The organism is Spiroplasma endosymbiont of Acasis viretata (assembly GCF_964031275.1).
Taxonomy (GTDB): Bacteria; Bacillota_I; Bacilli_A; order Mycoplasmatales; family VBWQ01; genus Spiroplasma_E; species Spiroplasma_E ixodetis_A.
On the sequence record NZ_OZ035019.1, the window covers coordinates 95,039 to 120,717 of the forward strand.

The window sequence follows — 25,679 nt, forward strand, 5'->3', positions numbered from 1 at the left end:
AACTTAATTTTGCTAAGGTTTGTTTTAAATAAATATTCTATAAACATTACCTAATCTGAGGCTTTTATGTAATCTGTGTATCTTTGTTTTACAAAGTACTAGTTTAGATTAATTCTATCTTCAAATTTTATCATAAAATGAGCAATTGCTGTATTTCAATTTTGAATGGGCATTGTTCATTTTTTTGTTATATTTTCAATTGCTAAGTAAAATATTTTGAAAACTGCCATATCATTTGGAAAAACTTTTTTATTTCTGATGACTTTTCGTAATTGACTATTTACAGATTCAATAGCATTTGTAGTATAAATCACTCTTTTGATTTCTACTGGATAACTAATAAAAACCATTAAATTATCTCAATTTTTATATCAAGATTTAGCAATTTGAGGATATTGTTTATTTCATTTACTTTCAAACGATTCTAAAGCCTGCATTGCTTGTTCTTCACTACATGCAGTATAAATTGGTTTTAAATCTGCAACTAGAGATTTTCGATGCTTATATGAGACATATTTCAAACTATTTCTAATTTGATGAACTATGCATAATTGATGTTCTGTTTTAAGATAAACTGATTGTATTGCTTCTGACATGCCTGTTAAATTATCACTGCAGGCAATAAGAATATCATTTAAGCCACGATTTTTCATTTCTGTGAAATTTGCTAATCAAAATTTAGCACCTTCATTTTCACTAATTCATAATCCTAAAACATCTTTTTTACCTTCTAAATCAACTCCTAAAGCTATATAAACTGATTTATTAATAATCCTTTTATCTTGTCGTACTTTCACTACTATGCAATCAAAATAAACAATCGGATAAATACTTTCTAATGGTCGATTTTGCCATGCTTTTACATCATCAATAACATCGTCAGTAATTTGGCTAATAACACTTTCACTAATATCAGCACCATGATATAACTCTTGTAATTGCATTCTAATATCTGATAATGTCATTCCTTTTGCATATAAAGAAAGAACTTGTTGATCAAAACCATCAAATCTTCTTTGTCTTTTTGCAACTATTACAGGATTAAAATTACTATTGCGATCTCGTGGTACATCAATCTCAATTTTACCTTGTTGAGTTATTAATTTTTTTGAACTTATACCATTACGAGCATTGTCACTATTACTATGTTGATTCTTATCATATCCTAAATAATTTTGCATCTCAGAATTCAACATTTTTTCTACTAATCTTTTTGTTAATTCTTTATACAATCCTTTCTCTTTAAAAACTGTTGTTAAATCTTCAGTATTTTCTACTAATAAATCTACTGCTTTTGATATTGGATCATTATTATTAAAGTTATCTTTTTTAGCCATCTGTAACTCACTCTTTCTAGTCATTTAATTATATTTACTAGAATTAATTAAACATAGTTATTTTTGTAAGTTACACAGATTACTAAACATTACCTTATAATATTTTTATTATAATGTTTTTTATTTTTTTAATAATTTTATTTTATTCTTTTAAAAAATAACTTCCCTTGATAATTTTGATTAGTTTTATCATTATAATTTTTGCTTCCAATATATAAATTATTATCTACAGGTAATAAACTCACTACAACACCATAATCTTTATTTCAACCAAATACTTCAGTAAAAGTAATACCACCATCAGATGACTTATATAATCCACCTTTAAAAATTTATATCAATAACTTGAACTCTACTTCCAACATATAAATCATTATTAACAACAGCTAAACTTCAAATCTCACCATAATTTTTATTATTTTTTCAACCAATAGTTTCTGTTATTTTTTCTCCTTTAAGAGAAAGTTTAAATAGTCTACTTTCATATAGTTGATTTCTACTTCCAATATATAAATTATTACCAAAAACTATTAAACTCGAAACTTCACCATTATTTTGATTTGATTTTTTTAACAATTCTAATATTCCATTAGGTTTAAATATTAATAAATTTCCAGTATATGTACCAGTTTTAGTACCAATATACAAATCATTATCAATAACCGCTAAACTTCTAACTTCACCATATGTTTCAATTCAATCCTTAATTTCTGATACTTTTCTATTAGATTCAATCATAAATAACTTACTATAACAATCAGAAGTTCTTGTTCCAACATATACATTATTGCCCATAACTACTAAACTATAAACTTCTCCTATTATTTCTGATATTTGTGTCAAATTATTTTGTTCAGGAGAATATCTAAGAACCTGTTTAAAATCTTTTAGAGAATAGTATAAAATGATTATATATTTTAAAATAAGAGGTATATATGTGTAAAAATTATCCTAGTTTAGAAAATACTAAAAAGAGAACTAAACCAAGAAGTTTAGATTTATATGAAGTATTTTGTGCAGTTTTATATGTATTAAAAAGTGGTTGCCAGTGAAGAATGTTACCAAAAAATTTTCCAAAATGACAAATTGTATATTATTATTTTCAAGCTTGAAGTAAAAATAATAATAAAGAACCTAGTGTATTACAATTAGTTTTAAAAAAAATTAGTCAAGGCATTTCGTATCAATAATGGTAGAAAAGAACAAACTAGTTTTTATATAATTGATTCACAAAGTGTTAAAAATACAGATACTACTAAAAATAAAGGTTATGATGCTGGTAAAAAGATTTCAGGAATAAAGCGTCATATTGCTGTTGATTCTCAAGGTTTACCACATGCAATTTACATAACCACAGCAGAAAAAACAGATCGTAATAGTGCTATAATAATGATTGAAAATGAAAAAGAGAATCTTTCTGCAGTTCAAAAAATACTAGTAGATGCTGGTTATACTGGTGAAAAATTTGCTTCTAAAATTAAAACAATTATAAATGCAAATGTTGAAGTTATAAAACGTAATGAATTACATTCTTTTGTAGTATTACCAAAAAGATGAGTTGTAGAACGAAGTTTTGCATGATTAGAAAAATGCAGAAGATTATGAAAAAATTGTGAAAAAAAATTAAATACTAGCTTACAAATGGTTGTTCTTGCCTTTATTTCAATTTTATTGAAAAGATTTTAAACAGGTTCTAAAAAGTCCATATAAACAGTTCCATCATTAGTAACAACTAAACTAGAAATATAACCATTAATACCAGTAATTGGTGTTATTATATTTAATAAAGTTGATATTGCACCATAAGATTTAGGTCAATTAAAAATATTTAATTTTTCTTGATATACCCCCTCATTTTGAACTAATATTTCAGAAATTGCTATAATACCCCCGATTAATCCACCAGCCAAAACTGTCCCACCAACCATTCCTACAATAACTTTTCTTTTTCTTCTAATTTCTTTTGGCATAAATTAAAATCTCTCCTTAATTTTATTAAATTTTTGTAAATTAATTTTACATTATTCTTAAAACAAATTATTGATATACTTATTTTACACATATATAGTGTTTATAATAAAAACACCTCCAATTTATCTAAAGAAATACAAAATAATATATAAAATTCTAGTAATACTATAAAAATAATAAAAAAAGAGTCTCAGACTCTTTTTTTATTATATTAACGTTTTGAAAATTGTGGTGCTTTTCTGGCTGCTTTTAAACCATATTTTTTACGTTCTTTCTTACGTGCATCACGAGTTAATAATCCAAATTGTCTTAATAATGTTCGATAATCTTCTGACACCTTAACTAAAACATTAGATAAAGCTAAACGTGCTGCACCAGCTTGACCAGTTCTTCCGCCACCTTCAACTTTGATATTAATTTCAAAGTTTTCTAACGTATTAGTTACTTTTAAAGGTAATAACATATCTTGAACTAAGATTTCTTGTTCTAAATATTTTAAAGGCTCAAAACCATTAATTAATATTTTTGATTGACCAGTATTTTTTAAATGAACACGGGCAGTTGACGTTTTACGTCCGCCTGAACTTGAATAAGTTACGGGTTTATTAGATGTTGTCATAAAAGTCTACTCCTCTTGGCCTAATATTAAAACTTCGGGGTTTTGGGCTTGATGTTGATGTTGATCATGGTTATAAACATGAAGATGTGTAAATTGCTTACGACCTAAGGTAGTATTTGGTAGCATACCTTTAATCGCTATCTCTACTAATTCAGAAGCATCTTTAGCAATCATACTTTGTGCATTACGTACACGTAATCCACCAGGATATTGTGAATGGTTATAATACTTCTTATCTTGTAATTTATTACCTGTTAATTTAATTTTGTTTGCATTAATAATAATGATATAATCTCCACAATCTAAATGTGGTGTAAATGAAGGTTTATTTTTACCACGCAATATCATTGCAACTTTAGTTGCAAGACGCCCTAAAATTAAACCACTGGCATCAATAACATATCACTTTTTTTCAATGTTACTGAAATTCATTGTTGTTTGACGCATTTTTTTCTCCTTACAGTGTAATTTTACCGGGACTACATTGCTTAAAGCATTAATAATTATATAGAAACTTATTTAAAAAAACAAGTATTATCAAAGATTTAATAATTATTTTTACACAAAATTATCGATTACAAAATAAATAATTAAAAGTTATAACTAACTCTTATAAAAATATTTATTTTTTAAAAATAATTACATTAAACATTTTTTTATTATATATTATTTTTTTCAATTATAAACTTAAATTAAAAAATATATACCAAAATATATCATTATTTAAACAATAAATTAAAAACTAAAAATAAATTAAAAGGAGAATAAATAACTATGAAAAATTTAATAAAACTAATGACAACATGTTCTTTATTAATGACAAACATAATCTCAACATTAAGTAATGCAAATCATAATACAAGTAATTTTCAAAATAATTTTTATACTTTAGGAGACAGTTTATCAGATGTAGGAGCATTGGTTGGTGCAGGAAGTCAATTTTTTCAAAATATTCCCCTCCCATATGAACTTATGAAATCTCATGATGTACAATTAAAACCTCCTTATTATCAAAATCGATCTTGATGTAATGGCCCTGTTCCAACCCAATTAATTAGTAAAAAATTAAAACAAAAAGTTACAGCTGGATGAGACTTTATATCATTAAATGGTCAACATTTTTCACAAATAGGTACTAACTAGGCTGTTGGTGGAACATTTATAGAAAAAGTTTATGGTCTTGAAGGTTTATTTTTAAATAAATTTTCACTTGATGAGCAAATAAAATCATTAATAAAACAACATAGTGATTTTTATAATGATGATTTAGTTTTTATAAATATTGGAACTAATGATTTAATGTGAATAATTGATCATAACATTACTGATATTGATAATGCTATTAATAAAATTATTAATAAACTTGATGAAGATTTAACAGAATTAATTAATAAAAATATTAAAAAAATAGTTATAACAAATATTGCTGATATGGGATTAATTCCTAACTATAAAGAAACTATTAATCAACAACCAATGACAAATCTTGTAAATAAATTTAACTTAAAATTAACTGAAGAAATTAAAAAAGCAAATAAAAACTTTGAAAAAACAAATATTAAAGAGTATGATGTTTTTTCAAAATTTAATAAACTATTTGAACAATTCAAAAATAGAGGAAGTCAATACCAAGATTCAAATGCTAGTAAAATTGATATAAATACTCTTAGAACCTGTTTAAAATCTTTTAGAGAATAGGATAAAATGATTATATATTTTAAAATAAGAGGTATATATGTGTAAAAATTATCCTAGTAATGTTAGCAAAGAGCAATTTGAAAATATAAAATCAATTTTAGAAAATACTAAAAAGAGAACTAAACCAAGAAGTTTAGATTTATATGAAGTATTTTGTGCAGTTTTATATGTATTAAAAAGTGGTTGCCAGTGAAGAATGTTACCAAAAAAATTTTCCAAAATGACAAATTGTATATTATTATTTTCAAGCTTGAAGTAAAAATAATGATAAAGAACCTAGTGTATTACAATTAGTTTTAAAAAAAATTAGTCAAGGCATTTCGTATCAATAATGGTAGAAAAGAACAAACTAGTTTTTGTATAATTGATTCACAAAGTGTTAAAAATACAGATACTACTAAAAATAAAGGTTATGATGCTGGTAAAAAGATTTCAGGAATAAAGCGTCATATTGCTGTTGATTCTCAAGGTTTACCACATGCAATTTACATAACCACAGCAGAAAAAACAGATCGTAATAGTGCTATAATAATGATTGAAAATGAAAAAGAGAATCTTTCTGCAGTTCAAAAAAATACTAGTAGATGCTGGTTATACTGGTGAAAAATTTGCTTCTAAAATTAAAACAATTATAAATGCAAATGTTGAAGTTATAAAACGTAATGAATTACATTCTTTTGTAGTATTACCAAAAAGATGAGTTGTAGAACGAAGTTTTGCATGATTAGAAAAATGCAGAAGATTATGAAAAAATTGTGAAAAAAAATTAAATACTAGCTTACAAATGGTTGTTCTTGCCTTTATTTCAATTTTATTGAAAAGATTTTAAACAGGTTCTTACACAATCATTCAATCAAAATATTTCAAAATGAAATGTAGAAAAAGTAATAGACATGCGTAGTATGTTTGCTGGTGCCGAAAAATTTAATCAAGATCTTTCGGTTTGAAAAGTAGAAAAAGTAATAGAATATATTGATTTTTTCTGGAATTTAGGAGTAACTGATATCAAAAAAATGCCAAAATTCAATAACTAACTTTTTAAGTTAAATCCTAAATTTTATTATATAAATTTAAATTATTTTTTAAAAAAAATAATAACTAAAATTTAATGATATTTAATTGTAAAAATAATATTTGACAAATAACATTACTTATCCTATAATTAACAAGCATTCACGAAAGCAGCAAATAAGTATTATTAAGTTGCAAATAGTTTACCCTCAAAGATTATTCTTTTTATTAGTAGAATTTTCTATTAATCTTAATAGTAACCAGTGCTGTTCTGGCGAATTGTAAACTATCTTAATGAGAACTTATTAAAGTCTCTTTGTGTTTGTATACATTCCAAGGAGGTTTTTATTATGTCAAGATATACTGGTCCAGTTTTTAGAAAATCAAGAAGATTAAACTTCTCAATTCTTGAATCTGGTAAAGAATTTGCAAAAGGAAAAAAGCGAACATTCGCTCCTGGACAACACGGTCAAAAAAGAATTAAACTTTCTAACTATGGATTACAATTACAAGAAAAACAAAAAATTCGTTTCACTTATGGTTTAAATGCTCGTCAAATGAAAAATTTATTTGATGAATCAAAAAAAAATCATGGTGTTACTGGTACTAACTTGTTGGTATTCTTAGAATCAAGATTAGATAATATTGTTTTTCGTTTAGGTTTATCTTTAACAAGAAAAGGTGCTCGTCAATTAGTAAATCATGGTCATGTTTTAGTTAATGGTAAAAAAGTTAATATTCCTTCATATCGTGTTAAAATAGGAGATAAAATTACTATTACTGAAAAAGCACAAAAAAATGCAAAAATTATTGAAGCATTAAGCGCTAATGCTTCAACATTACCATTTATTGAATTCAATAAAAAAACATTTATTGGTACATATGTACGTCATCCACTACGTGACGAACTAAATACTGATATTAATGAAGCATTAGTTGTTGAATCATATGGACGTGCTTAAAATTAATAATTAATTTAAAATCTGTTATCAATTGATAACAGATTTATTTTTTAGATGGTAAATGTCAATAAAAGCATTTATCATTTTTTTGTTTTTGAAAAAATAAAATATAAATTAATTATCTATCAATCAATTTCCTTAAACAAAACTAACAATTAATTTTTCTCCTACTACTATGTCAATTAAATTAAAATGATATAATGTTAATTAGAGATGAGGAAAGGAAAAATAAAAATGATTAAAAATGAAATTTCTGAAAAAATAGTTAGTATTACTTTTGTAATAGCTGTTATGATAACAGCTATTGGTTGATTAGGAATTAATAAAAATAAAAAGAAATATTTAATTTTATGAATAGCTATAATTCCTTTAATTTTTAGTAGCGTATTTTCATTTTTTACTAAAAATTATTATGACAATATTTTACTAATATCAGTACTAACGATATCTTATTTAATTTATATAGGTTTTTTAATCGTTAGTACTTATCGATTTATTAAGATAAAAGACAAAAAAGAAATTAATAATAAACAAGTAGAAAATACTATTGATTTAATAAAAAATAAAATATTGTAAAAGTTACCCCAAAGGGTAACTTTTACATGTTCTCTATAAATAATGATCTTAATATAAGTTCATATTATATAAGACTTGGTGCAAAACTAAGGTAATTCAAAATTATATATTCCTGCTATTAAGAGGCTTTTATGTAATCTGTGTATCTTTGTTTTACAAAGTACTAGTTTAGATTAATTCTATCTTCAAATTTTATCATAAAATGAGCAATTGCTGTATTTCAATTTTGAATGGGCATTGTTCATTTTTTTGTTATATTTTCAATTGCTAAATAAAATATTTTAAAAACTGCCATATCATTTGGAAAAACTTTTTTATTTCTGATAACTTTTCGTAATTGACTATTTACAGATTCAATAGCATTTGTAGTATAAATCACTCTTTTGATTTCTACTGGATAACTAATAAAAACCATTAAATTATCTCAATTTTTATATCAAGATTTAGCAATTTGAAGATATTGTTTATTTCATTTACTTTCAAACGATTCTAAAGCCTGCATTGCTTGTTCTTCACTACATGCAGTATAAATTGGCTTTAAATCTGTAACTAGTGATTTTCGATGTTTGTATGAAACATATTTTAAACTATTTCTGATTTGATGAACTATACATAATTGATGTTCAGTTTTAGGATAAACTGATTGTATTGCTTCTGATATGCCTGTTAAATTATCACTGCAGGTAATAAGAATATCATTTAAGCCACGATTTTTCATTTCTGTTAAATTTGCTAATCAAAATTTAGCACCTTCATTTTCACTAATTCATAAACCTAAAACATCTTTTTTACCTTCTAAATCAACTCCTAAAGCTATATAAACTGATTTATTAATAATCCTTTTATCTTGTCGTACTTTCACTACTATGCAATCAAAATAAACAATCGGATAGACACTTTCTAATGGTCGATTTTGCCATGCTTTTACATCATCAATAACATCATCAGTAATTTGGCTAATAACACTTTCACTAATATCAGCACCATGATATAACTCTTGTAATTGCATTCTAATATCTGATAATGTCATACCTTTTGCATATAAAGAAAGAACTTGTTGATCAAAACCATCAAATCTTCTTTGTCTTTTTTGCAACTATTACAGGATTAAAATTACTATTGCGATCTCGTGGTACATCAATCTCAATTTTACCTTGTTGAGTTATTAATTTTTTTGAACTTAGAACCTGTTTAAAATCTTTTCATTTCAATCATTATTATAGCACTATTACGATCTGTTTTTTCTGCTGTGGTTTTATGTAAATTGCATGTGGTAAACCTTGAGAATCAACAGCAATATGACGCTTTATTCCTGAAATCTTTTTACCAGCATCATAACCTTTATTTTTAGTAGTATCTGTATTTTTAACACTTTGTGAATCAATTATACAAAAACTAGTTTGTTCTTTTCTACCATTATTGATACGAAATGCCTTGACTAATTTTTTTTAAAACTAATTGTAATACACTAGGTTCTTTATCATTATTTTTACTTCAAGCTTGAAAATAATAATATACAATTTGTCATTTTGGAAAATTTTTTGGTAACATTCTTCACTGGCAACCACTTTTTAATACATATAAAACTGCACAAAATACTTCATATAAATCTAAACTTCTTGGTTTAGTTCTCTTTTTAGTATTTTCTAAAATTGATTTTATATTTTCAAATTGCTCTTTGCTAACATTACTAGGATAATTTTTACACATATATACCTCTTATTTTAAAATATATAATCATTTTATCCTATTCTCTAAAAGATTTTAAACAGGTTCTTATACCATTACGAGCATTGTCACTATTACTATGTTGATTCTTATCATATCCTAAATAATTTTGCATCTCAGAATTCAACATTTTTTCTACTAATCTTTTTGTTAATTCTTTATACAATCCTCCCTCTTTAAAAACTGTTGTTAAATCTTCAGTATTTTCTAATAATAAATCTACTGCTTTTGATATTGGATCATTATTATTAATATTTTGCTTTTTAGCCATCTGTAACTCACTCTTTCTAGTCATTTAATTATATTTAGTAGAATTAATTAAACATAGTTATTTTTGTAAGTTACACAGATTACTAAACATTACCGCTATTAAATTAAATCTTAATGCAAATCTTCGTATTTTATTGCGATATTTTAAAGTTAAAATTTTAAAACGTTTTAGTTTAGCAAATACGTGTTCAATTTTAATTCTAATTTTGCTTAAAGTTTTATTGTATTCTTTTTGAATTGGTATTAATTTATTGTATTTACTTTTTTTAAATGGCAAAAATGTATTTTTATGAATATTTTGTATTCCTTGATAACCTGAATCAACAAAAACTTGTTTTTCTGGATGAATAAAAGTTTTAGAACCTGTTTAAAATCTTTTCAATAAAATTGAAATAAAGGTAAGAACAACCATTTGTAAGCTAGTATTTAATTTTTTTTCACAATTTTTTCATAATCTTCTGCATTTTTCTAATCATGCAAAACTTCGTTCTACAACTCATCTTTTTGGTAATACTACAAAAGAATGTAATTCATTACGTTTTATAACTTCAACATTTGCATTTATAATTGTTTTAATTTTAGAAGCAAATTTTTCACCAGTATAACCAGCATCTACTAGTATTTTTTGAACTGCAGAAAGATTCTCTTTTTCATTTTCAATCATTATTATAGCACTATTACGATCTGTTTTTTCTGCTGTGGTTATGTAAATTGCATGTGGTAAACCTTGAGAATCAACAGCAATATGACGCTTTATTCCTGAAATCTTTTTACCAGCATCATAACCTTTATTTTTAGTAGTATCTGTATTTTTAACACTTTGTGAATCAATTATACAAAAACTAGTTTGTTCTTTTCTACCATTATTGATACGAAATGCCTTGACTAATTTTTTTTAAAACTAATTGTAATACACTAGGTTCTTTATCATTATTTTTACTTCAAGCTTGAAAATAATAATATACAATTTGTCATTTTGGAAAATTTTTTGGTAACATTCTTCACTGGCAACCACTTTTTAATACATATAAAACTGCACAAAATACTTCATATAAATCTAAACTTCTTGGTTTAGTTCTCTTTTTAGTATTTTCTAAAATTGATTTTATATTTTCAAATTGCTCTTTGCTAACATTACTAGGATAATTTTTACACATATATACCTCTTATTTTAAAATATATAATCATTTTATCCTATTCTCTAAAAGATTTTAAACAGGTTCTTAGATTTTAAAAGTAATTTAAAATCATGAATGCTTCCAAAACAAAAAGCGGTTGAAATAATTTTTCCATTTAAAATATCAATAATTATTTGCGATTTAATAGTATGATGTTTGTTTTTATCCGAAAAAAGTAATTTTAGTTTTTTTTAATTCTTTCAATTGGAGTTTCAGTAGCATCAATAGCTAGTAAAGTATTATTGATTCCTTTATTTTTGATTAAATCTTTTTTGCCAGATAAATTAAAAATTCCACTTTTTATTAAAGTATTTTCAATTCAAAAAATATTACGAATGCAGCTAGTATGACTAATATTATATCTTTTTGCAATAACTCTATAACTACTATACTCTTTTCAGTATTCTAATGTCATTAATAAACGATTTTCTATTGATAATTTATTAGGTTTACCACCAACTGCTTTTTTAATTGCTTCAGCTTTTTTTAAAATTTCAACCATTTTTTGAAATGTTTGTAGTTTTATTCCCACTAAACTATAAAATTCTTGTTCATCTTTGTATTTTTTTAACATAATAATTATCACCTTTGATATTAATAATAACCGTTAAATTATTAAAATTAAAGGTTTTGCACCAAGTCTATAGAATTAAGAAAACTATTTGAACCACTACTATTATTAGGAATATTTTCTTGATTTGCTGCATCGATAAAATTTTGTTTTCTTATTGGACCATTTTCTAAAATTTGATTAATTCTTGTTTGCAAATCAGGATTATTAGGTTCTTTATATTTATTAGCGTTTTTCCAAATGCCAGAATTATTTTCTTCAATTCTATTTCTTATTTCTAATATACTTTTCTCTATATTTCTTAATTTCATAATTTTTCTACTTTCATCTTCATCTTTAATAGCCTTTGATGCTGCAGAAATTAGCTTAGTAATATCACTATAAGTCGACATATAAAAAGGAGTACCAGCAATAATATAACCTGCATTTTTTTCTGCATTATAAATTTTCTCTTCAACTTTTAAATAATTAATGATAATATTAATATTTTCGTTGATACTTTCTTCTTTTGCATTTGGACCATTTTCTAAAATTTGATTAATTCTTGTTTGCAAGTCAGGATTATTAGGTTCTTTATATTTATTAGCGTTTTTTCATCTTGAATTTGGTGCTTCAATTTCTTCTTTTCTAGTAACTAATTCTTTATATATTTCTTCTAATTTTTTAAACTTTTCTAATTAATCAACATTATTAAGAGCATTTACTATTTCTTTTTCTTTTAATAGTTGGATATTAATTCGATGTTGAAGTGACATATAAAAAGGAGTATAAGAAACAGAATATCCTGCTTTACTTTCTGCATTATAAATTTTCTCTTCAACTTCTATATAGTCATTAATATTATTAATTAATTTACCTATATTTATTCTGAAATTATCAATCATATTTTTCTTATATTCTTTAGGTGTGTTTTCTAATGTTTTTCTTAATAAATCATCTAACATATTCTTTATCTTCCTTTGCTTATTAAAATTAACTTAATAAAAATCCTAATATAGAAAATATCTATATTAGGAAAGAACATTTATTAAATTACTAAGTAATAATATCATATTTTTTTTAAAACACAAAGAAAAAATACTACTCCAGTTATAAATAAAATTAAATGCCTCAACTATTTTTTTATAAAAATATTGAAATAGAAAAAAATATTTTTTTATTTTTTTTAAAACGGATTATAAATATTTTTTAAATTTTGAATAATATGTTCTCTCACTATTACATCTTTAATTGAATTAGTAAAAGCAGAAATTTTAGGCTTTAAAAGATTATAACGACCCATATTTTGTGGAAGTGTAGTATCTATTATTGGCATATCTTTTAAATTATCATCGAATATTTGTACTACTTCCGAATATAAATTAAGTATATTAGCATAAGCATTAAAAACTGATACCATATAATTAACATCTAAAAAATTATCAACTCCATGTTGTTGCAAGAGATCTATAATTATTTTTTTATTAGCAATGATATCACCTGTTGATTCCATCTCTTTTAGAGCATTAGCAATTTTATCAGTTTCATCTACTCTTAATATACCTATCATTTTTAACTTTTCAACAGTACTGTAACATTCCTCATAAGTTGTATTATTTTTTAATTCATTTATACTTTGTTTTAACGTTTCACTATTTTGATATAAATCAATAACATTGTTAATGTCTGCTACATTAACATTTAAAAAAGGAAGATTATTATCAATACTAGTAAATATTTTATGAGTAACAGAAGTTGTCGGTATTTCATTTTTAATAACACCATAACTTAATGATTTATTACCGAAAACACTAGTACCCATCATAATAATTACGATACTACCTAAAATACTCATTCTAATAAAATTAATTAAAATTCCAGCTGTAGCATTTATTGCTTTGTGTTCAATTTTATTTTTATTAAAAAGTACAAAATATAAAATAATATAGATTATTCAAAATAAAATATTAATACCAATAATTCAAACAATAGCATATATCAAAAATCCAATATTATCAGTTAATAAATTCTTAAATGAAGCAAAACTACCACTAATGTCACTAAACCATGGTGATACCATATTTTTAAAAGAATTTATTAACATTGGTTTAAATGCCAACATTAAACCAATACTAAGTAAATTACCAGCACTAATAAATATTAATGCTCTTCCCCCAATAAAAAAACCAGTAACAATACCAAAAATAATAATAGCAAAAATAATAATATCCCATAATAATGGAGAAACATTAATAAATATCATATTTAAATACCCTTCCTTATTTATGAACAACTATAAAATAATGACGCTTACCTTTTTTTATAACTGTTACTTGATTATTAATTGCGTTTTTTTTACTAATAAGAAAATTTATATTGGTAATTCTTTCACCATTAACAACAATTGAACCTTGCATAATTAGTTCTCTTGCTATTCTTTTTGAATTACAAATTTGATTATTAACTAAAAAATCAATTATTTGTTCATTATGATTAAGATTAAAATGTGGTACATCTTTTAAAACCTGTAAAATCTCAGATGATTTCATTTGATGAATCCGATCGTGGAAAAAAGCATTAGTAATATTAATAGCACTAAAATATCCATTTAATTTATGAATAAATACTGTTAATAAAGCTGCTAAAATCTTTTGTCCATAATGTTGCTTAACATCACTATTATGAATTACTAAAATTTTTGCTATTTGTTCTTCACTAAATAAAGTTAAAGAATTAAAAAAAGTAGGCAAATCTTTATCTTCTTGATTAAATAAAAATTGATATAACTCATAAGGTGAAGTTTTTTCACTATTTAAAAATATAGCACCTTTTTCGCTTTTACCAAATTTTTCACCATTAGATTTAGTTAATAAATTAATAGTAATACCAGCAGCATGATGTTCATCACCTTTTTGTTTTCTAATTAAATCTAAACCGGCAGTAATATTTCCTCATTGATCACTACCACCAGATTGAATATAACATTGCTCTTTTTCATATAAATGATAAAAATCATACGCTTGTAATACCATATAAGAAAATTCAGTATAAGAAATTCCAGAATTTAAACGATTAGCAATCATTTCTTTGCCTAACATTTGATTAACATTAAAATGCTTACCAATATCAGGCAAAAAAGTTGTAATTGTTAGTGGACCTAATCATGTTTGATTATTAATAATTTTAATTGGCTTAATTTTATTGTTTAATGTTCCCAATGGTAATTTTAAAAATGTAATTCAAGTTTCTACATAACTATCACAATAATTTAACAATTGTTTAAAAGAAAGATTATTTAAATCACTTTTCATAGTAACTCACTTTTGATCAAAATTACAAATTTCATATAAAGTTTTTAATAATGATGCTGATAATCCTAATTCTTCTCAAGGTAAGGGCAATGTTTTTAAAATACTACTTAAAGTCTGTTGATATTGATTATTTGGATTAATACTTTTAATAATCATTTCTAATGTTTCATATTCTTTATCATTTAATAAATTACATGTTTTAATTAATTCTAATGATGTTAAATTATCAATATTTTCATAACTTAATAATGTCACTAACTGCTCTTTTATTTTTCTAACATTAGTTTGTAACACATTTTCATCTAATAAATTACGTTCTTTATTTTTACCACTTGGATCACCGATCATTGCCGTTGTACCACCAATAACAGCAATTGGTTGAAAACCAAATATAGCAAAACGATGCAATAAAATAATTTGTAGTAAATTACCTAAATGTAATGAATCATTACTTGGATCAAAACCACAATATATTCCTTTTCCTAATTTTCCTGCATTAATTACTTTATCTATGCTACTAATATCTTTTAAGATATTACGTCATTTTAATTCGTCAATAATATTGGATTTTATTATATTATTCATAGCATCTCCTATTTATTTTCATCTAAAATATCATCAACTAACAAATCAATAGTTGTAATAACTGTATCGTTATTATTACTTGCATTATTGTAATTAATAGATGTAGTTTCTTTAAATATTTTATCGCGAAATTCTAGATAGCGCGATGGTAAACTATCATATATTTGTTGTTGTTCTTTATTTTTTTTAATTTGTGCAATTCTAGTATTATCAAGATTACTAGAATTATTATACGCTACTTCTTTTTCACGAAAAATATTTTCTTTAGTTTTTTTATCAACATATTGCTCAATAGTGCTAGAACTGCTATCGGATTTTTTAATATTAATTGGAATCGTAGTTATTTTTTGATGATTAAGACCAAATATAGGTGAAATAATACTACTTAATTGATAAGGTTCTTTTTTAGCGTTATCAACATTAGTAGTAACATTTTCAATTTCAACTTCTGTATTTTCTATTGTCATAATAACTCCTTAATGATAATCAATAATTAAATTATAACATTTTAATGATTAATTATTCCTAATATAAGGTGAATAAATTTCATAATCTTCATTAAGATAAAATAATTACTAGTGAATATCAATTAATTTTATAAAAAGTACTAATAACTTTTCTCAAATTTATTTTTAATAAAAAATAAAATAATAAAAAAGTAGTACTTGTTTATAAAGTACTACTAAAAGTGTATTAAATTGATTTTATTCAACACTAAATGTGTCATATAAATTTGAAGTATCAATATTATCAAACCCTACAGCAAAAAAATCACTAATAGATGAATCCAACCCATTAATTATTTTTAAGATTGCAACTAAAGATACGTTTCTTGTTCCTCTTTCAGCATCAGAAATATAATTACGATGTAGGCCGCTTGCTTCTCCAAGTTTCTCTTGTGAAAATTTTCTACCTTTTTGATTACGTAAAGTTTTCATTCGTTTTCCAAAAGCATTCAATAAATCTTGACGACCTTTGCTTAAAATTTCTTTCTTTTTCATTGTATGGCCTCCTCTTATACTTTTATTATTAACTTACAATGTTTCTTGATACTTTTTCTTAATTTCGCGAATTAAATGATTAACCCCAGACTTAGTAATGACAAAACCAGTTTCTTGATAGTAAAGTTCACCCAATTCTGAAAGCGATGCTTCAGGATTTTTTAATCTTAAATTTGAAATAATTTGAGCTTTTAATGACAACGCTTTGAAAAGTTTTTTATCTTTTAAAACAGAAATCATTATAACTTGCTGGTCTCCAGCATTTAAAATTTTTTGTTGATTAGAAATATCAATATTATTAAAACGATTAATATTATTAAATAATTCTCGTGAAATGCGTTTATCTTCAAAAGCGAAAACTGCTTGTGGACAATCAATTATTTTTAAAAAGTCAGAAATTACATTAGATTTTTTTAGATAAAGCACCGTTTTATTACGACGTTTTATTGTTTTAAAGTTTAATTTAAAAGTTTGTAATAAAATATTTTTAATTTTTTTAGCCAACATATCATTATGAAATTGTAATTCCAAATGGTAGTTAGGTGTTGAAGGAGAATTGATACTGCCAACTACAAGGAAGATTCCTGCGATATACGCTCTTATACAATGCTCTTTTATTATATGCTGGTGCATAGCTTCTTTCTCAATAAAAAGATATTTATCTTGAAGCATTAAATCATTAATAATAAAATCAATTTTATTATTAATACGAATATTATACACCTTTGGACGCTCAAATTTATTTAAAACATCCACCATAACTATCAATTTTACGTCTTTATATTGATTTTTTAAAAATTTATATATTAACCTAGTGGTTTTGTTATGAAAACTATGAATAATAATCTCATTATTTATTTTATCTGAATTTGTAATCTTACCATTAATAAGCGAATATGCTGATAGCAAAGATTTCTGACAACAATTTTTAAAACTTTTTTGACAGATTTCATCTTTTACACTTGTTGTAAATGATATCATTACTATCACCTCAATTGTACACTTTATTCATTAAAATTATCAATAAAATTTATTAAATATTGTGCTGCAATCGCTCCATCGTTAACAGCAGTTACTATTTGTCTTAAATTTTTAGCAATTACATCACCAGCTGCATATAATCCCGGGATTTTAGTTTGACACTTATCATTAACTATAATATAACCATTGCTATCGCAAATATCTAAATCTTTAACAAATTTTGTAACAGGATCAGAACCAATATAAGGAAATAAGGCATCAGTAGTAATTTCACTAATTTCCTTAGTCTTAATATTTTGAATTTCTAATTTACCTACTTTTTTCTTATCCTCAGTACCTAATACTTTTAATACAACATGATCAGTTATTAAATTAATATTTTCATTATTTTTAACTTTATTAACGGTTTTATCATCAGCACGAAATTGATCACGACGATGAATAAGATTAACTTTATTAGTAAATCTTGTTAAATATAAAGATTCTTCACAAGCAGCATAACCACCGCCAACTACACTAATAATTTTATTCTTAAATAAAGCACCATCACAAACAGCACAATAAGAAACACCACGATTAGCATATTCCTCTTCACCAGGAACACCAATTTTACGTTCTAATGAACCAGTAGCTATAATTACTCCTTTAGCAATAAGAACATCACCACTACTTAAAAGGACTGTTTTAATTTTATGATTTTCACTATCTGTAATTTTAATAACTTCATCAGTAACAAATTCAACTTGTAGTTTCTCAACTTGCTTTTGCATTTTTTCTGATAATTCAGGCCCTAAAATATAATCATAACCTGGATAATTTTCAATTTCAGAAGTTTTAATCATTTTTCCACCAACAATATATTTTTCAATAATCACAGTTTTAAGATTTGCTCTTTGTGCATAAATAGCAGCTGTCATTCCTGCTGGACCACCACCAATAACTACTAAATCATAATCATATTTATTTTCTTTATTAGTATGATTTTTCATATAATCATTCTCCTTTACGAAATCTTGATGGTGCAATAATTTGTGCAAATATTACTAAAATAACACCTAAAATAATTCACATTCCAGAAACTATCATTGAAGTTGAAACATTGGCTATTTTCATAATGTCTCTATTATCACGAAGTGGTTCTAAAATCATTCTAATAATACCATAAAAGACAAAGTATAAACTACCTGATACTCCTGCATATGTTACTGGATAATTATTAGGATTATACATAGTATTTAAAGATTTAGAATGTGGTTGCATATTATATTTAATCTTTAAATATCATTTTTTTATCTTTGATTTAACTTTTGAATGTTTTTTAACATCTTTTCAAGGTATTTTTTCAACACTTTTAACACTATTCTTATTGGGTGTAAAATCAAAATATGCTTGTTTTCAACTTTCATATTTAAATTTACGATATCCATGAATTTTTTTAATAACTGTTCAAGGTTTTAAAAAATCTTTTACAACAATTGGATTAGTCTTTAAAGGCGAAATAAATTGCAAAGAATCTAATTTTCATGGTTTTTTACTAAATATTTGTCCTGTTTTTGGTACAAAAAACGTTAAAAAGAATCAACCAAATAATGAAGATAATGACTCATATAAAAATAAAGGTTGACGATAAACAGCAACAGGATCTGGTTTATCACTATTAAAACCATAATGTAAATGATTATTTATTCATGTTGGTAATCAACTGAAAGGATGACCAACATCAGTTCCTAGTAATTCTTGATTAAAAAAATTACCTCATCTACCAATTGCTTGACCTAATAAAATATTTGGAACAATACAATCAATAAAAACTCACATTGAAATTTGTAACTGCTTTGAAGTACGATAAAAAATAAAGAATCCTACTATCATTCCAACTGTAACGCCTCCTTCAATTGCCATACCACCTCTTCAAACGGCAACTACATCAAGTGCATTTTCAATTGTGCTAGTATTATTAAGAACATATCATGCTCTTGCTCCTATTAATCCTGCTAATGCAATAACTAATGTTCCTCATTCTAAAGTTTTAGTTGGAATATTACGACGATATAATTTTATTCATGAAGCAATGACAGCAGTTAAAAACCCTACTGCCATTAATACCGAATAAATATGAATTCCCGTTCCCGGAATATCGGTAATTAAACTATTGTATCCATCATCATTAATCATATTTTTTTCCTTTTTGATAATTTAATAATTAAATTATTTCTTTTTTGTTAAATTTCTAATTATTTGTTTTTGAAAACTAGCAGTAGCGTCTTGACCTTCATCTTTTAATTTTAAACTAATAACTGCTGCTTCAATTAAATCAGCTAAATTTCTTCCTGGACTAACAGGAATAATTATTTTAGGCACTTTAATTTCAAAAAAAACATCAAAGTTATTATGATCACCAAGTCGATCAACTTTAGTTCAACCATCATTTTCAATTCTAATTAAATTAATAATTAAATTTACTTGACTCTCATGCATTATAACATGATATCCATACATTTTGGTAATATCTAGGATACCTATTCCTCTAATTTCAATTAAATTTTTAATAATCGGATTAACTTTTCCTACAATTTTATTATTGACTTTTAAAATATCAATACTATCATCACCAACAAATAAGTGCCCATTACGTAATAAATCTAATGTTGTTTCTGATTTACCAATACCACTTTCACCTGTAATTAGGACACCATAACCAAAAATATTTACTAAAATACCATGTAAACGTTTAGATTCAGATAAACGTTCAACAATATACGTAGAAACTGTTGCTGCAAATTCAGAAGTAAAAAATAATACTTCAATAATTGGAACTGTTGAATTAATTGATTTAGCACAGTCACATAATTCTTTTTTAAATTTAAAATTAGGTGTTACAAAAATAGCAGGAATATGATCTTCTAAAATATTACTAAAATGGTTCTTAAATTCTGTTTTTGGTAAAGAGGAAATATATTCGCTTTCTTTACTGCTTAATAAAATTATACGACGACTACGTGAGATTTGTTTAGTTTTAAATCCTGTTAACTCTAAACCACCACGATTAGTACCAATATTAGTAATAATTCTTTTTTCAATTGGAATTTTGGGATTAATATATAAAATTGTTAAATTAAATTTTGTTACTATTTCGCCAACACTAAGGTTTTCCATACTTAATTTCCTGCCTTTTATAATTAAAATTTTTGATTAATTTTAAACATAATATAATTATATATAATATATCAACAGAAAGTTTATTATTAACAAAAATATACATAAGTTTCTAAAAACATTAAAAAAACTATTGAATAATATAATAAAAAATTACTAAACATTTCATTATCAAATAAAAATTATTATGATATAATTCTTTAAAAATTGTTAAAAATTAAAATATTAGAAATTAGTGTTAACTTTTTATGAATAGCAACTATATTCCTTTTCAATTAGTATTAAAAAATATTATCTCATCATCTATCAATCAAAATTTAAATCATATTTATGAAACTATTGATAAAAATAAGAATGAAAAAATACTGGTGATTTAGTTTCTGAAAAATGAGATTATCATTTTATTAATTATTTAGGACAACTAAGTCCAAATGGAAGTGGCACGCCTCCACAATTACCACCAAGAAATAAAATATAAATAAATATTACTAGTTAATATTATCTAAAATTTGAATAATAGTTTTAACTATCTTTGCAGCATTTTTTTCATTCTTAAGAACATGTAAATAATCTTTTAAATATTTAAAATTTTCTATATCATTTTCTATTTTTATAAATATTTCTTTAGCAGCATAACCAGTTGAAGCTATAGGAATTATTATTTTATTTTTATTTCTAGCAATTTCAAATTCATTTAATACACCTTTTGATAAAACAATATTATTATTTTCATCCATTTTATTACCAAAAATAAATAGTACAATGTCTGCTTTATTTATTAACTGATTACGATATTCTGGTCAACTTTTTTTAAATTGTTGAGGAAATGGTCATACATCAAGAATTTTATCCAAAACAATACTATTTTCTTTAGCATACTTAACAGCACCACTTACTATTTCATCACCAACGCCGATTCCAAATGCATTTATTATTTTCTTATTTTCTTTACATAAAAAATTTGATAAATCAAATACAAATTTTTTACTTTTCTTTATAGTACCAAATTCTTCATATTTATTAGCTATACCCGAAATAAAAATATTTCTCTTCAAATTATTATTAATTTCAGAATTAAATATTTCTGCTTTTGAATCGCAATAATTGTTTAATAATAATGTTTTAAAATTAATGTTTTTAAAACAATTGTGACTTATAGAATTGAATAACTTACCATAAATTGTCAGAGAAAAAGAATCGTTTGAAAACCGTAATTCTGTTTCAGGAATAAATTTACTATATAAACTATTTTCTCGTATTGTTCCATTGCCAACACCATAATATTTATCATTAATATCCAAATTAAGTGCAGTTAAATCAATTGCATAATAATATCATACTTTAGTGCTTATTTTTGAAGCATAATGAGTACCTAAAAAGTAAATAGGTGTATCTTTTGTTAAAAAAAATACCAGTTTCTTCTCACATTTCATTATAAACTGTTTCCAAAGGATTATTATTTCCCACTCCACCAGTAATTGAACTATATTTACCCAAATTATTTTTATTAAATAAAGGATTACTCTCACATGTTTGCATAAAATAACGACTACCATCATCTTTAATTATAAATGGTAATATTGCAACACCTTTGTTATTACATCAAGGTTCTTCAACACCATGCATAAAGTCTACTTTAATTAATTTAACTCATTCTTTTTTCATATTTATTTTTTCCTTTATAATAAAATTATAACTCTTATAAATAAATATTTCTAATTAATTCTTATTATTATTTATTAATTTAATTAATTCTTGAGCGATAATATTATGTGCTCATTTATTAGGATGAATGCTATCAAAAAAGAAATAATTATTAATATTTTCTTCATTAACACCTTTATTGAAATGAGGAACAATAATACCATTATTAATTATCTCACTAAAATCAGTAGTAACTGCTGCATCAATAATATTGTTATTAATATTCAAGTTTTTAAACTTATTAATAGCGTTTGTTATTGCTGCAAACATATCATATTTAATAATATTTTTTTTATTTTTATTTAATTCTTCAATAACACCATCTAACATTTTATTAAAATTAGTAGTTAAATTTAAAATACGTTCCTTATCTTTTTCTTTATTTTTAAATAAAGGGATAATACTCATATTAGGAACATTACATAATAAAATATCTTGAGCACCTTTATTTATCAATTTAGTTAAAGCATTTTTTATTAACTCAACTGCTTTATTAATAATTTCTTCTTGGTCCTTTAATAACGATTGTTTAAAAGCATATAAAATATCATTACCACCAAACTCTACTAAAATTATATCATTAATATTAATATGATGCTGACTAATTAAAGCATCTACTTGATGAGTAATATCAAAATGATTAATAACAAAACTTTCTACTGTTAATTCTTTTTTTCTACTAGCTAAAGCTCCACTAACTGCATAATTATTACCAATTTGCTCATCAGCAAATAAAAAAAGGTCAAATCTTCAAGCAGAAGTTAAATTTATATGCAAATAATCGGCAATAATTTGTGCTGCCACAGGACCATTAGAAAAAGAATTTTTATAAAATGGTGGTAACATTTTAACTATTTTAGGTATTTTTAAATGCTTAAAAAGAGCTGTAAAACCACTTACTAATGCTCCTGTGTCTGATAAACTATCTCCCAGAACATAAAAGTTACCTTTAATTTTTTCTTTATTATTCATAACTTCTCCTTCTAACATAAACTTAAACTGAAAATATCTTAACATAATTGATTTAGCTTGTCATAGTACGGTGGTTGGCCCTTAATTACTGGACCATTTTTGATATAAAATTCTAAATTTTAATTTGTAAAATTGGTGGTTTTAGAAATTTAGAATGTATTCTTTCATAATTATAAAACATAACATATTGATTTACATCATTTATAGCTTCATTGATGGATAAATATTGATTTGATCCTTTAGGTAGTCATTCTTGAGATAAATGAGAAAATCAGTTTTCAGATAATACATTACCACCAATATCATAAGGTTGTTTTTTGCTTAAAATTATTTGTTTATCCTCTGCTCATTTTGTGATATCGTGACAATAAAATTCGTTGGCGTTATCTGAATGTAAAATAACATTTTTTATTTGATTTCAAGAAAATTGTTTGTTGATTTTTTCAAGAGCAGGAAGAATTAAATCCTGATATGATTTATTAGGAGCAATATTATAACTAACAACATTATTTGAATAAAAATCAATAATTACAAAAAGATATAATCATCCTTCTTTAGTATTTATTTGTTTAGTGTCCATTGATCAAATTTGATTTGAAGAGGTTGTACTTTTATAATCTTTGTTTACTTTATCCATTGTAGGTATTCACTTATTTGGATTTTTTTTGTTTTTAGGATAGTTATTTTTAGTTTGTTTTAATCCTTGAATATTGTGTTCTTTCATAATTTTTCGCATTTGTTTTATTGATAATTCTATATTTAAAATGATATTTTTTTCTTGTTTTAATCACTCTTTAAAAGCTGAAAAAATTCTTAAATATCCATAAATTCTGCCTTTTCTTGTAGAATGAAATTCGATTAAAAGTTGGCATATTTTTTGATATTTATGATTGCATTTAATAATATGATTTTCTTCTTTTTTAATAGGTTTTTGTTTATTTTTTAAAAAGTAATATGTTGATCTGTTTAATTGAAGATATTGACATAGGTTTCTAATTGAATATTGATTTTTACAATCATCAATAATTTTAATTTTTTCTTTGATATTTAATTTGTTAATTACTAATGCTATTTGTTTAATTTTATCCATTAATAAAAATCCTTTCAGGTTAAAATTAGTGTTAATTATATAACACAATTGTTTTTAGAATACATTCAGGTTTTTTAAATTAATGGGCTAGTAAAAAGGGCTAAGTGGCAAGTGGCAAGTGGCAAATGAACAAGGAATAATTGAAAAATATTGCATTAGAATTTTTAATTGTTATACTCATAAAATTAATATTTATAAAAATAGAAATAAATTACAAAATAAAATATGAGCATATATGATATTTAAACCAAGTGATAATATAACTCAAGATAAAGTATATGATTTTATATATACAACTGCTATTAATCATTATGATATTAACATTAATCATTTAACTGATGTATTTTGACAAAATAATAATTTAATTATTGGGGGAGATGGTGCATTATGAATTAGAGCAATGGCTAAATGATTTGGTGGAAAATATGTATTAGATTGTTTTCATGGTATTAGTTATTTATGAAAAGCATTTATAAATGTAAAAGGAAAGAAAAAAACTGATACAAATTGACCTAATTATTTTGATACATCATTTAATTTTAAAAATGGTAATTATAATCAATTACTTGATATTTTAAAACCTAATGTTGATAAACAAACATTTAATTACTTTGCTAATAATGAACAAGGAATTATTAATCAAGGTGCAGATTGAAATATTGGTTGTCATGCTGAAAGTACTGTTTCACATTTAGTTAAATCTTTAAAAGGTTATGGTGCAAAATCATATAATTATAAAATATTTGTAAATATGTTAAATACAAGAATTGCTCATATAAATAATCAAAATATAGTTATTTGTTAATAATATAAAATTAAATAATTCTAAACCTAAATATTTAGGAATTTTTATTTTTTATTAATAAAATAAAACACTAAAATACTTTACTTATTAAATATAATATGATATAATTATATCAAAAATTAAAGATATTTTTCTCTCATAAAAATATACTTTATACGCATTTTTTAAACGGCC

The 25,679-nt window shown here is 24.0% G+C and carries 29 protein-coding genes and 4 pseudogenes; 8 read left to right on the top strand and 25 right to left on the bottom strand.

Annotated elements, in window-relative coordinates; translation table 4 throughout:
* Positions 1-98: 98 nt before the first annotated feature.
* Positions 99-1,337, bottom strand: a complete 1,239-nt coding sequence (locus AAHM96_RS00495) for an IS256 family transposase (RefSeq protein ID WP_342273673.1) — start codon at positions 1,335-1,337, stop codon at positions 99-101.
* A gap of 324 nt (positions 1,338-1,661) precedes the next feature.
* The gene (locus AAHM96_RS00500) at positions 1,662-2,180 is read right to left on the bottom strand and encodes a hypothetical protein (RefSeq protein ID WP_342273272.1); all 519 of its coding nucleotides are present in this window, start codon (positions 2,178-2,180) and stop codon (positions 1,662-1,664) included.
* Between the two features lie 92 nt (positions 2,181-2,272).
* Between AAHM96_RS00500 and AAHM96_RS00505 the strand changes: the two genes are divergently transcribed.
* A protein-coding gene (locus AAHM96_RS00505) for an IS5 family transposase (RefSeq protein ID WP_425288751.1) occupies positions 2,273-3,023 on the top strand; the annotation gives its coding sequence in 2 pieces (ribosomal slippage) (positions 2,273-2,503 and positions 2,505-3,023; 750 coding nt in all).
* Here the strand turns inward: AAHM96_RS00505 and AAHM96_RS00510 are convergent.
* The 3 genes from AAHM96_RS00510 to rplM form a co-directional block, all read right to left on the bottom strand.
* Positions 3,020-3,307: a hypothetical protein gene (locus AAHM96_RS00510; protein ID WP_342273274.1), complete on the bottom strand. Its 288-nt coding sequence runs from the start codon at positions 3,305-3,307 to the stop codon at positions 3,020-3,022. The genes AAHM96_RS00505 and AAHM96_RS00510 overlap by 4 nt on opposite strands.
* A gap of 212 nt (positions 3,308-3,519) precedes the next feature.
* Positions 3,520-3,927 (bottom strand): 30S ribosomal protein S9, encoded by a 408-nt coding sequence (rpsI, locus tag AAHM96_RS00515; RefSeq protein ID WP_281748548.1) that lies wholly within the window; start codon positions 3,925-3,927, stop codon positions 3,520-3,522.
* Between the two features lie 6 nt (positions 3,928-3,933).
* Positions 3,934-4,374: a 50S ribosomal protein L13 gene (gene rplM / locus AAHM96_RS00520; RefSeq protein WP_252319876.1), complete on the bottom strand. Its 441-nt coding sequence runs from the start codon at positions 4,372-4,374 to the stop codon at positions 3,934-3,936.
* A gap of 327 nt (positions 4,375-4,701) precedes the next feature.
* Here rplM and AAHM96_RS00525 point away from each other — a divergent pair, with 327 nt between their 5' ends.
* The 6 genes and pseudogenes from AAHM96_RS00525 to AAHM96_RS00545 all read left to right on the top strand — a co-directional run bounded on the left by AAHM96_RS00525 (position 4,702) and on the right by AAHM96_RS00545 (position 8,174).
* A complete protein-coding gene (locus AAHM96_RS00525; protein WP_342273275.1) occupies positions 4,702-5,070 on the top strand; it encodes a hypothetical protein in 369 nt (122 codons plus the stop codon).
* Between the two features lie 78 nt (positions 5,071-5,148).
* On the top strand, positions 5,149-5,625 hold the full coding sequence (locus AAHM96_RS00530; RefSeq protein ID WP_342273674.1) for an SGNH/GDSL hydrolase family protein: 477 nt from the start codon (positions 5,149-5,151) through the stop codon (positions 5,623-5,625).
* A 37-nt stretch (positions 5,626-5,662) separates the two neighbouring features.
* Positions 5,663-6,454: pseudogene (locus AAHM96_RS00535) on the top strand (IS5 family transposase).
* The gene (locus tag AAHM96_RS08335; protein ID WP_425288768.1) at positions 6,420-6,659 is read left to right on the top strand and encodes a BspA family leucine-rich repeat surface protein; all 240 of its coding nucleotides are present in this window, start codon (positions 6,420-6,422) and stop codon (positions 6,657-6,659) included. Before AAHM96_RS00535 ends, AAHM96_RS08335 begins: the two are co-directional and overlap by 35 nt.
* A 327-nt stretch (positions 6,660-6,986) precedes the next feature.
* Positions 6,987-7,598, top strand: coding sequence for a 30S ribosomal protein S4 (gene rpsD / locus AAHM96_RS00540; protein ID WP_342273276.1), 612 nt, complete (start codon positions 6,987-6,989; stop codon positions 7,596-7,598).
* A gap of 234 nt (positions 7,599-7,832) precedes the next feature.
* Entirely contained in the window at positions 7,833-8,174 is a 342-nt protein-coding gene (locus AAHM96_RS00545) for a hypothetical protein (protein ID WP_338974598.1), read from the top strand.
* A 163-nt stretch (positions 8,175-8,337) separates the two neighbouring features.
* Here the strand turns inward: AAHM96_RS00545 and AAHM96_RS00550 are convergent.
* From AAHM96_RS00550 to AAHM96_RS00645, 20 genes and pseudogenes are all read right to left on the bottom strand, one after another.
* Positions 8,338-9,352 (bottom strand): annotated as a pseudogene (locus AAHM96_RS00550) (IS256 family transposase); the annotation flags it as partial.
* Between the two features lie 28 nt (positions 9,353-9,380).
* Positions 9,381-9,884, bottom strand: a pseudogene (locus tag AAHM96_RS00555) (IS5 family transposase); the annotation flags it as partial.
* Positions 9,885-9,954: 70 nt separating this feature from the next.
* A pseudogene (locus AAHM96_RS00560) lies at positions 9,955-10,173 on the bottom strand (IS256 family transposase); the annotation flags it as partial.
* A 57-nt stretch (positions 10,174-10,230) separates the two neighbouring features.
* Entirely contained in the window at positions 10,231-10,521 is a 291-nt protein-coding gene (locus tag AAHM96_RS00565; protein ID WP_342273675.1) for a transposase family protein, read from the bottom strand.
* An 18-nt stretch (positions 10,522-10,539) separates the two neighbouring features.
* Positions 10,540-11,329, bottom strand: a protein-coding gene (locus AAHM96_RS00570) for an IS5 family transposase (protein ID WP_425288748.1) whose coding sequence is annotated in 2 segments (ribosomal slippage) — positions 10,540-11,067 and positions 11,069-11,329 — 789 coding nt in all. Because the reading frame shifts where the segments join, the coding sequence is not laid out codon by codon here.
* Positions 11,330-11,531: 202 nt separating this feature from the next.
* Positions 11,532-11,924 carry a transposase family protein gene (locus AAHM96_RS00575; RefSeq protein ID WP_342272745.1) on the bottom strand — a complete coding sequence of 131 codons (393 nt, stop codon included), beginning with the start codon at positions 11,922-11,924 and terminating at the stop codon, positions 11,532-11,534.
* A 47-nt stretch (positions 11,925-11,971) separates the two neighbouring features.
* The gene (locus AAHM96_RS00580) at positions 11,972-12,475 is read right to left on the bottom strand and encodes a hypothetical protein (protein ID WP_342273279.1); all 504 of its coding nucleotides are present in this window, start codon (positions 12,473-12,475) and stop codon (positions 11,972-11,974) included.
* Between the two features lie 123 nt (positions 12,476-12,598).
* Positions 12,599-12,865, bottom strand: a complete 267-nt coding sequence (locus tag AAHM96_RS00585; protein WP_342273280.1) for a hypothetical protein — start codon at positions 12,863-12,865, stop codon at positions 12,599-12,601.
* A 221-nt stretch (positions 12,866-13,086) separates the two neighbouring features.
* Complete coding sequence (locus tag AAHM96_RS00590) at positions 13,087-14,163, bottom strand: hypothetical protein (RefSeq protein WP_342273281.1); 1,077 nt, start codon at positions 14,161-14,163, stop codon at positions 13,087-13,089.
* Positions 14,164-14,179: 16 nt separating this feature from the next.
* Positions 14,180-15,796, bottom strand: a complete 1,617-nt coding sequence (gene tyrS, locus AAHM96_RS00595) for a tyrosine--tRNA ligase (protein ID WP_342273282.1) — start codon at positions 15,794-15,796, stop codon at positions 14,180-14,182.
* Between the two features lie 8 nt (positions 15,797-15,804).
* The gene (locus AAHM96_RS00600) at positions 15,805-16,263 is read right to left on the bottom strand and encodes a hypothetical protein (RefSeq protein WP_342273283.1); all 459 of its coding nucleotides are present in this window, start codon (positions 16,261-16,263) and stop codon (positions 15,805-15,807) included.
* Between the two features lie 237 nt (positions 16,264-16,500).
* Positions 16,501-16,797: a helix-turn-helix transcriptional regulator gene (locus AAHM96_RS00605; RefSeq protein WP_339041583.1), complete on the bottom strand. Its 297-nt coding sequence runs from the start codon at positions 16,795-16,797 to the stop codon at positions 16,501-16,503.
* A gap of 33 nt (positions 16,798-16,830) precedes the next feature.
* Entirely contained in the window at positions 16,831-17,778 is a 948-nt protein-coding gene (gene whiA / locus AAHM96_RS00610; RefSeq protein WP_281749091.1) for a DNA-binding protein WhiA, read from the bottom strand.
* A 23-nt stretch (positions 17,779-17,801) separates the two neighbouring features.
* Positions 17,802-18,767 carry a thioredoxin-disulfide reductase gene (gene trxB, locus AAHM96_RS00615; protein ID WP_252319900.1) on the bottom strand — a complete coding sequence of 322 codons (966 nt, stop codon included), beginning with the start codon at positions 18,765-18,767 and terminating at the stop codon, positions 17,802-17,804.
* On the bottom strand, positions 18,751-19,953 hold the full coding sequence (locus AAHM96_RS00620; RefSeq protein WP_342273284.1) for a prolipoprotein diacylglyceryl transferase: 1,203 nt from the start codon (positions 19,951-19,953) through the stop codon (positions 18,751-18,753). The genes trxB and AAHM96_RS00620 overlap by 17 nt, the downstream gene beginning before the upstream one ends.
* Positions 19,954-19,986: 33 nt before the next feature.
* Positions 19,987-20,934, bottom strand: a complete 948-nt coding sequence (hprK, locus tag AAHM96_RS00625; protein ID WP_338975345.1) for an HPr(Ser) kinase/phosphatase — start codon at positions 20,932-20,934, stop codon at positions 19,987-19,989.
* A gap of 488 nt (positions 20,935-21,422) precedes the next feature.
* Positions 21,423-22,235, bottom strand: a complete 813-nt coding sequence (locus tag AAHM96_RS00630; protein ID WP_342273285.1) for a hypothetical protein — start codon at positions 22,233-22,235, stop codon at positions 21,423-21,425.
* 40 nt (positions 22,236-22,275) lie between these two features.
* Complete coding sequence (locus AAHM96_RS00635) at positions 22,276-22,599, bottom strand: hypothetical protein (protein ID WP_342273286.1); 324 nt, start codon at positions 22,597-22,599, stop codon at positions 22,276-22,278.
* A 54-nt stretch (positions 22,600-22,653) separates the two neighbouring features.
* The gene (locus AAHM96_RS00640) at positions 22,654-23,610 is read right to left on the bottom strand and encodes an SGNH/GDSL hydrolase family protein (RefSeq protein WP_342273287.1); all 957 of its coding nucleotides are present in this window, start codon (positions 23,608-23,610) and stop codon (positions 22,654-22,656) included.
* A gap of 112 nt (positions 23,611-23,722) precedes the next feature.
* Positions 23,723-24,700: an IS3 family transposase gene (locus tag AAHM96_RS00645; protein ID WP_342272762.1), complete on the bottom strand. Its 978-nt coding sequence runs from the start codon at positions 24,698-24,700 to the stop codon at positions 23,723-23,725.
* A 118-nt stretch (positions 24,701-24,818) separates the two neighbouring features.
* Between AAHM96_RS00645 and AAHM96_RS00650 the strand changes: the two genes are divergently transcribed.
* Complete coding sequence (locus AAHM96_RS00650; RefSeq protein WP_342273038.1) at positions 24,819-25,505, top strand: hypothetical protein; 687 nt, start codon at positions 24,819-24,821, stop codon at positions 25,503-25,505.
* The last annotated feature ends 174 nt before the right edge of the window (positions 25,506-25,679 follow it).